General features: G+C 43.4%; 8 protein-coding genes. All 8 read right to left on the bottom strand.

The annotated features are described in order from the left end of the window. On the bottom strand, positions 1 to 183 hold a 183-nt coding region (locus K1X84_16170; protein ID MBX7153165.1), incomplete at its 3' end, for a hypothetical protein. A gap of 243 nt (positions 184 to 426) precedes the next feature. Further along, the gene (locus K1X84_16165) at positions 427 to 1,377 is read right to left on the bottom strand and encodes a Ppx/GppA family phosphatase (GenBank protein MBX7153164.1); all 951 of its coding nucleotides are present in this window, start codon (positions 1,375 to 1,377) and stop codon (positions 427 to 429) included. Next, complete coding sequence (locus tag K1X84_16160; protein ID MBX7153163.1) at positions 1,377 to 4,052, bottom strand: GAF domain-containing protein; 2,676 nt, start codon at positions 4,050 to 4,052, stop codon at positions 1,377 to 1,379. Before K1X84_16160 ends, K1X84_16165 begins: the two co-directional genes overlap by 1 nt. Beyond that, entirely contained in the window at positions 4,025 to 4,879 is an 855-nt protein-coding gene (gene prmA, locus K1X84_16155; GenBank protein MBX7153162.1) for a 50S ribosomal protein L11 methyltransferase, read from the bottom strand. The genes K1X84_16160 and prmA overlap by 28 nt, the downstream gene beginning before the upstream one ends. A 17-nt stretch (positions 4,880 to 4,896) precedes the next feature. Continuing rightward, a complete protein-coding gene (locus K1X84_16150) occupies positions 4,897 to 5,976 on the bottom strand; it encodes a response regulator (GenBank protein MBX7153161.1) in 1,080 nt (359 codons plus the stop codon). A 52-nt stretch (positions 5,977 to 6,028) separates the two neighbouring features. After that, positions 6,029 to 6,775, bottom strand: a complete 747-nt coding sequence (locus K1X84_16145; GenBank protein ID MBX7153160.1) for a response regulator — start codon at positions 6,773 to 6,775, stop codon at positions 6,029 to 6,031. 21 nt (positions 6,776 to 6,796) lie between these two features. Continuing rightward, the gene (locus tag K1X84_16140) at positions 6,797 to 7,522 is read right to left on the bottom strand and encodes a response regulator (protein ID MBX7153159.1); all 726 of its coding nucleotides are present in this window, start codon (positions 7,520 to 7,522) and stop codon (positions 6,797 to 6,799) included. Between the two features lie 152 nt (positions 7,523 to 7,674). Further along, positions 7,675 to 8,043 (bottom strand): hypothetical protein (locus K1X84_16135; protein MBX7153158.1); only part of this gene is annotated, 369 nt, incomplete at its 5' end.

The following is an 8,043-nucleotide window of genomic DNA, read 5'->3' as shown; positions in this document are numbered from 1 at the left end:
ATCTTCACCCAGATTCCGAACCATCAAAGTCGTATCATAATTGGTCTGAATCAGCAGGGAACCGATGGTAATCGTCCCGCCAATTCCTATCTGAGGCGGACCCAATATTTCATCCTCTCCACAACCATTCAGCATGGCTAGCCCCAATAAAGGCATTAAGAGACTGTAACATAGTCTTCTCATGGACTTCTCCTAGATTAATGTAAACTATCAGATTAATGGATCAAAAATTTCTCATATATCAGAGAAAACACCAATAGTAAATTCCAAAACGGAATACAAAATACTTTTGACCGATTTTTGATTTCAGTATAAGTGTAGTCAAACAGCCGCCGGGTCAGGCGGTTATCCAAGTGGTGTGTGTAAGCAAGAAGTGAAAACTTGAGTAAGTTACAATAATTGTTTTACGATTGCAAGTAAAGGTTGTTAAAATTTTACCCTTATGCTATGATTAATATTCTCTTTCGAAAAGTGTTGAAGAATTCCATACCGAAGACCGTAATTGCTGACAATTACTGAGCTTAATCCAAAAAGCTTCATACTTTCTTCCAAAATCCATGACCCAGCCAAGATGACATCCGCACGTTCGGGTTCAAGTCCTTTGAGTTGTCTGCGTTCTTCATTCGTCAAAATCAAAAGTCTTTGATTCAAGCGAATCAGTGACTCCAACGTTATCTCATAGCCATTAATTTTAGAGGGTTCATACCGTTCGAGTTCTTGCATCATTGCGGCGAGCGTGGTTATCGTTCCGGCCACGCCGACGAATTTAGTCTCGGTGCTCAGTCGAAATCGGCCAAGCTCGCTATCAAAAAGTTGTCTTGCTGCGTTTCTTAATGCAGTCTCTTCGTTGGGTTGTACCGGGTCATGCTTGCAAAATCGTTCTGTAAGCCTGACGGCTCCGATATTGAGACTGACGGAATGATCGATCGTATGTTGATTTCCGAGGATATATTCCGTACTGCCGCCGCCTATATCAATCAACAAAATTGATCCTTTGAAATCCGGAACAGCGAGACAACCCCCTTGAAACGTGAAGAGCGCTTCCTGCTCGCCGGAAATTACCAAAATATCGATATCCGTACGTTGTTTCATCGTTGTAAGAAACTCTTCACGGTTACTGGCATCCCGAAGTGCGCTCGTACCACAGGCAAAAATGTGTTGTACATCCATCGATTCTGCTATAGATTTGTATTCGGCAAGCACATTCGAACATTTATCAAATCCTTCCGGCCCAATTCGTCGATTAGCATCAACATTTTTTCCAAGCCGTATAATTCTCTGTTCCTCGTGCAGCGTCATCATTTTGCCTTCGCAAATCTCTGCAATCAAAAGCAACACTGTGTTTGTGCCGATATCGATCGACGCATAGCGGGCCATTATTCTTCCCTTTCAACATTCATGGGAATTTCAATGAAAAACGAAGTGCCGATTTCTTTTTCGCTGTGAAAATACAAGCGGCCATGATGCCGTTGAACGACGCCATAGGCAACCGAAAGCCCCAATCCGGCGCCTTTACCAATATCTTTCGTCGTAAAAAACGGATTAAAAATTTTATCGCGAATGGCGGCCTCGATCCCAATTCCATCATCGTCGATACGGATTTGAATACCCGGACGATCCGTCGCTCCTTTGATGTTATGCGTTGTAATTTTGATGGTACCATTCGTAGACTTATGAAAAATCGCTTCAGCCGCATTTACAAGAATCTCCATAACGGCCTGATTGATTTCCCGAGGATAACAATTTACCAAACCGGTCGCATGGTATTGTTTGACGATTTTTAACGCGCCGGCGTATTGATCTAAAAAAACGCTGAGAACGGAATCAATGCCTTCGTGGATATCGACTTCTTTTATTTCTGATTCATCCAGCCTCGAAAAATTTTTCAATTCAATGATCAGGCTGTTGATGCGTTCGACACCGTTCAAGGATGATTGCAGTGTCATTTCAAATTCTTCAATCAATTTGATTTTATCTTCCGTTCTTTCATAATGATGCCTGAATAACTCAAGATTGCCTTTAATAAAGCTTAGCGGATTATTGATTTCATGAACAAGACCGGCGACCATCTCGCCCAAACTTGCAATTTTTTCTTTTTGAATTAGCTGTGCCTGTGTTTGCCGCAATTCGGACAAGGTTTTCTCCAGCTCGGTCGTGCGCTCTTTTATTTTTTGTTCCAGATTTTCATTCATTTCATGGATTCGCCGGTAGGCCAATGCATTATCCATCGTAACGGCAAATTGATTGCTGAACGTAATCAATAAATTTTTATCATCCTGATCATATTCAAGTTCAGATAATTTTGAACCCAACATCATGAAACCAATTAGCCTGTTCTTATTACGGAACGGAATTCCCAGAATAAATTGTTCCTTTTGCAATGCATCGAGTGCCGGCAACACCGTATGAAATTTTTGAGTTTCCGAATCATACCAATCATGTTGCTTTAACCATTGGATAAACGCATCGTTGCATTCGATCTTAAGCGGAATATTTAAATGTTGAAGTCCATCGCTTTCAGTAACGGAAAAGTCAGTCGTAATTCTGGAATCGATCAATCGGTAAAATTCATGGTCATTGTCCAAAAGATAAATTGCAATCCTCGAAATATTCATCAGTTTAACCACCTGATGCGTCAGAATTTCGATCAGTTCATATAGCGAGATCGTGCTGGTTGCGCTACGGGCAAATTCAAGGATATTCGTTTTATAATCGTACGCTTTTCTGAAAAACAAATTATCCAAAATTGCCTGTATCCGGTTTTTGAGCGGATTGAATAGAGCCGCCAGTAAAATAGTAACCATAATTAGACCCGGATCCACGACAGTGAACGAACTGCCGAAAATTAACGATGACGCGCTTACGACGACGATATACAGCACCACCAGCATAATGCTGAGGATCGTAAACACAACGCTTTTTTTCAGAACAACATCTACATTCCATATATGGTAGCGCGCAATCGATACAAACATTCCAAATGGAATGAATACCAAAAACAGAAAACTATAGTCTGAAATCGTTGACAAAAACTCATTATACACTAACCCTTTCTGAAGGAATGTCGGCAACATGTGAAATAGAAGTGCAGGTGTAAATCCGTATACCATTCCGAATAACAACCATTTTAAGCGATTCCGTTCATGCCGAAGCGGCATCTCGCGATAGGTTAAAATGATCAGCACCAACCCTCCGACAAATAACGCAAATGCAAGAAAAGCCAGAATTAAATAGCTCAATGTGACATACTTTATCAACGCATGAGCAAAACCGTATCCCAATATGACCAGAAATCCCAAAACATACATTACCGGAATCCATTGTTTTCGTTTGCCGATTTTGTTCTTGGGAAAAATCAGTAAAATATGAAAGAATACAATGGCACACAGCAACATGAAGCCGTTGCCGACAATCGTTTTCAGAACAATCACATCATACGGATATACAAATGCGTCAAGTGTACCAAGCGTCAGCGATAAATAAGCCAAAAGATTAGCAAAGAAAAATAACTGACTAACCGATTCTTTTGGTTTAAGCCAGATGAGAAATAAAGAAAACATCATTAATATTGCACCCCCGATCCATCGCGGCCGTAAAAATAAAGGCCCCGTTTCTGATAAAGAAGGCGTATGAAATTTCAATAGAATACCTTTCGATGAATCGCCCCGGAGAATCATGTTAGCGGTCGGCGTGAGAGGATAGAGAATATTTTCCAATTGCCGGTAAAAGCCAAAGCGCACTGCGCGCTCGTCCGTTGAATCGATCGGTACGGACAAGGGTGGAACAATGATCTGATCTCCTGGCATTAACTCTTGTCCGGCTGCCGGTGATGAATAGCGGATTGCCGTGAACCGGATACAACCGGCTCTCATCGGATTGGTAAAATCGAATTCAAACGATTCGATGCCCGTTACGCGCGACGCATCTCGCTCCGACAAAGTCAGCGGAACGAGCACATTGAATATCGGAAGGCCCGGTATCCATACGGCAATCCAAATGATAAGATATGTTATGCTGCGCCATTTCATTTCGTCAATACGAATACTACCCATTCACCATCGATCCGTTGATCGACTACTGACAAACCTGCGTCATGAAAGACCGATAGCATCGATTCGATCTCGGTTGTCAAAATTCCCGAAACAATAATCAATCCTCCGCTCTTGAGTTTTGCCGTCAGATCGTCCAACATTGCAGTAATAACCGAACGTTGGATATTTGCAAGGATAAGATCGAACCGTTTCGGCCATTTTTTTGGAAGCTGATCGAGAGTGCTCTGAATAACGGAAATTTTGCCGGTACACCGGTTACGCCGGATGTTCTCGCGGGCATTTTCCGAAGAATGTTCATCAATATCAAACCCAAATACTTTAGCGGCTTTTAATTTCACAGCCGCAATAGCAAGAATGCCTGTTCCGGTCCCGGCGTCCAGCACAACCGCCCGTGAACGAACATATTTTTCCATCATTTGGAGCACCAGCCGTGTCGATTCGTGAGTTCCGGTACCAAACGACATTTTGGGGTCGATAATAAGCACCCGTTCATTCTTTTTACGTTTATAAGTTTCCCACGATGGCCGAATTACGAAACGATTGCCTACTTTCGTTGGTTTAAAATATTTTTTCCACTCACTTCCCCAGTCTCGCGTCGGAATTTGAGAAACGGTGACGTGCACAGCCGCGCCCAAAGCCGCATGAATAGCTTCTACGGCTTTATCAGGGTTTTCAAATTGACCCGAAGGAAAATACGCCGTGAGATTCGGATATTCTTCCATAAGTCCCGTTGAACCAAGTTTAAATAACTTTTCGGAAACCGATTGATTGACCTGGTGCAAAACAAGCTGCCACCAGAAACCCGGTTGTACATTTTTAGAATTCATATTTTTAAATATTTTGACTAGCCGTGAAGGACGTGATGAACGGCTGAAGACAGAGACTGATCGATGTGTGTTTTCAGGAGTACGGCTTGGACGTTGAATGGGCCTACTTTTTTCATTTCGTTCAGAGATTCAATATGATCATCGTCGCTGTACACGATGACCGGAATCGGCGTTTGGTCAGGGCGCGTCAGTTTGATTTTCCCCAAGATCATTTCCCCGTCGGTATGGTCCACGACAACCACATGCGGATCAAATTTATCTGAGGTTTCCTGGGATATTTCTTCTGCCCCGGTAACCATCGTTGTATAGCCGGAAGCTTTTAATACTCGGCTGGCAAGGATCCGCGGAATTCTTTCCCGGTCAATGATCAGTACTCGGGTTTGCTGATCATCGCGGATTTCTTTGGATTCCATTTCGTCGACAATTTTGGATGCTTCAAGAATAAGGCTGGTGATATTGGCCGATAAGGTTTTATTCGGCGCACGGGTGCTTTCCTGGAACATGTACGTCGTTCCGCGTGATGCCGCCAATTGCAAAAAAGCGTCTTCTTTGATGGCGTCTTTGCTGGTGGCATACACCACTTTACCGTCTTCGATAAAAATTTCGCCGATTTTACTTTTAGTGTGATTATAAAATTCAAACGAACCCGTGCGGCGGCTGTGTTCTTTTTCCTGTGCTTCGGCAAAAAAATGCGTCACCGGCGTGTACCGGCGTTTAAGTTTTGCTTCGGCAATCCGGATCCGGCTGCGCACCATCACTTCCGAAAGGCGAAAAGGTTTGCTAATAGCATCGACCGCTCCCATCTCAAACCCTTTAACGATTTCTTCTTCATTGAAGTGTCCGGTCACGAAAATAACAGGAATGTACGCGGTCGTTTCGTCCTCCTGCAAATGTTTCAACGTCATGTATCCGTTCATCTGAGGCATCATGACGTCCAGCAAAATCAGATTGAACGGCGCTTGTTTGACCATCCGCAACGCTTCCGTTCCGTCGGCAGCGTACGCCATTTCGTATCCTTCAAGTTCAAACGCACGTATCAAAGGTTCAACGGCTTCCCGTTCGTCGTCTACGATGAGAATTTTGTCTTTGGAGGTCATAGGTTGGGTCAGAATTCTGTAAGCACTATCGTCGAAAAATCTTTTTTAAAAATTACACGGCCGGCGGCGCCTCTTTACCGAGCAAACGACGGCATTTATTGATAATTTTATTGGTCGGCGTTGTGATCATATTGTGGCGTGGAACGTCTTCTTGCGAGAACCTGAAAAATCCGTCCTCCCAATAAATCATGTCATAGATTGCGTCTTCACCTTTGGAATTACCGAGCTGCGCATTAAAAATTTGCCCTTTTACAAAAAAGACATTGCCTTCGAGCGTGCCGTCGGAAATAAGTAAATTACCGGTTTTGGCCGTATTGGTCAGCAATTGCAGAATATCGAGAACGCTCACGTCACCCAGTTTACCGAGAAATCCATCCCGCAAGGTTGCCTTTTCTTTTTCGAATGCGTCGACGTGGCTGAGCAAATTTTCGATGCGTAGTAAAAGATCCTGGCGTTTAGTGTGACGTTTGACGAGATATTCATTGGCGCCGGCACGGAACCCACGGATTTCGGTAAGCATGTCGTCGATGGATGTAAAAAAAACGAACGGTACCATTGGGATTGCCGACGTATCGCGAACACGCTGACACAATTCAAATCCATTCATCTCCGGCATAAAAACGTCGCTGATGATCAGATCCGGTTTTTCTTTATTGGCCAGTTCGAACGCCATAGAACCCGCCCCGGCAGCAAATACTATGTAGTCTTCCTTCTCAAGACTCTCTTTCAGAATCGTACGGGTTGTCTCGTCCGCATCGGCAATCAGAATTTTACGTGCCGCTTTTTTGAGTTCAGGCATGCCCCTCGCTCCTGTTAGGATTTATTGAAAGGATTTTTTTTCATCGGTTACACGGCAATATTCCATAATGACATTCATCGTAGCCGTGTGAATGGTAGGCATTACCTGGATGCTGACAGATTCGAAACGGAATGTCCCCTCTCTCCACTCTCCCAGGTTGTAGATGGCTTCTTCGCCGGCAAATTGTTTGAATTCCGCATGCACCATCCGGCCTTCGTCAAAATGAATTTCAGCTTTGTCGTTACCGCTTGTAATCGTCAAAATGCCCGTTTTTTTATTCATCATTAGAAGCTGGAAGACGTCCACGAGCGAAAGGTCGCTCAATTTGCCTGAAAGACCTTCCTGAATTTCTCGCTCCGCTTGTTTGAATTCCTGCGCTTTGTTCAGCATGGCTTCCACTTTACCGATCAATTCTTCTTTTTTAAGATTGGATTTGATCAGATAATCATCGGCGCCGGTACGAAACCCACGCAATTCCGTCGCCACCTGGTCGATCGAAGTCAGAAAAATAAACGGAACCATCGGAATAGACGAAGTTTCGCGAACGCGTTTACAAAATTCAAAACCGTCCATTTGCGGCATTAAAATATCCGAAATAACCAGATCGGGCTTTTGTTCATTAACGACCACCAAACCTTCCACGCCGTTATCCGCTTCGATAACTTCGTAATTCTCCTTGCGCAGGTTGATACCTAATAACGTCCGCACGGTTTTATTATCGTCCACAATCAGAATTTTCTTACCCATTCGTACCCTTCATTCAAGCATAATTTTTCCGTCAACCTTGATGTTACAAGGTTGATTCGTTTACAGATGTGTGTATCCGCAAAACAATGGGGAACTTATCAAGATTCCGATATAAAATCAATGGTTTTTAGCGGGAATTGAGGCTTTGATTGTCAATTTTGCTTAGGCGGATTCCAGCGAACAGTGACAGTCTTAGTGTCATAGTTTTTTACCACAACGGGCACATAATTCTCCATCGGTGTATTCCGGAGGCTGCACGGAAATTTGCCGTGGCTACCCATAGCAAATAACAGCGCATCGGCATACCAATCGATAAAATCTTCCTCCGTTTCATCCGGATCGTATTGTTTAAGCTGGTAATAAATTCTGTAAGTTTCTTTCTCACGGTCATTACTGATATAGCTCGATGACCGGCCCTGATAAAAAAGGCAATCCAGCAATTGTTGATGAACGTATACGCCCTGCTGATCGTCGAGGTTTTCTGTATCAAATTTCAAATATAAGAATTTACGCGGACGTTT

The organism is bacterium (assembly GCA_019695335.1).
GTDB lineage: Bacteria > CLD3 > CLD3 > SB21 > SB21 > JABWBZ01.
Note: the sequence above shows the minus strand (reverse complement) of the source record. Positions and strands in the feature narration are given on the sequence as shown.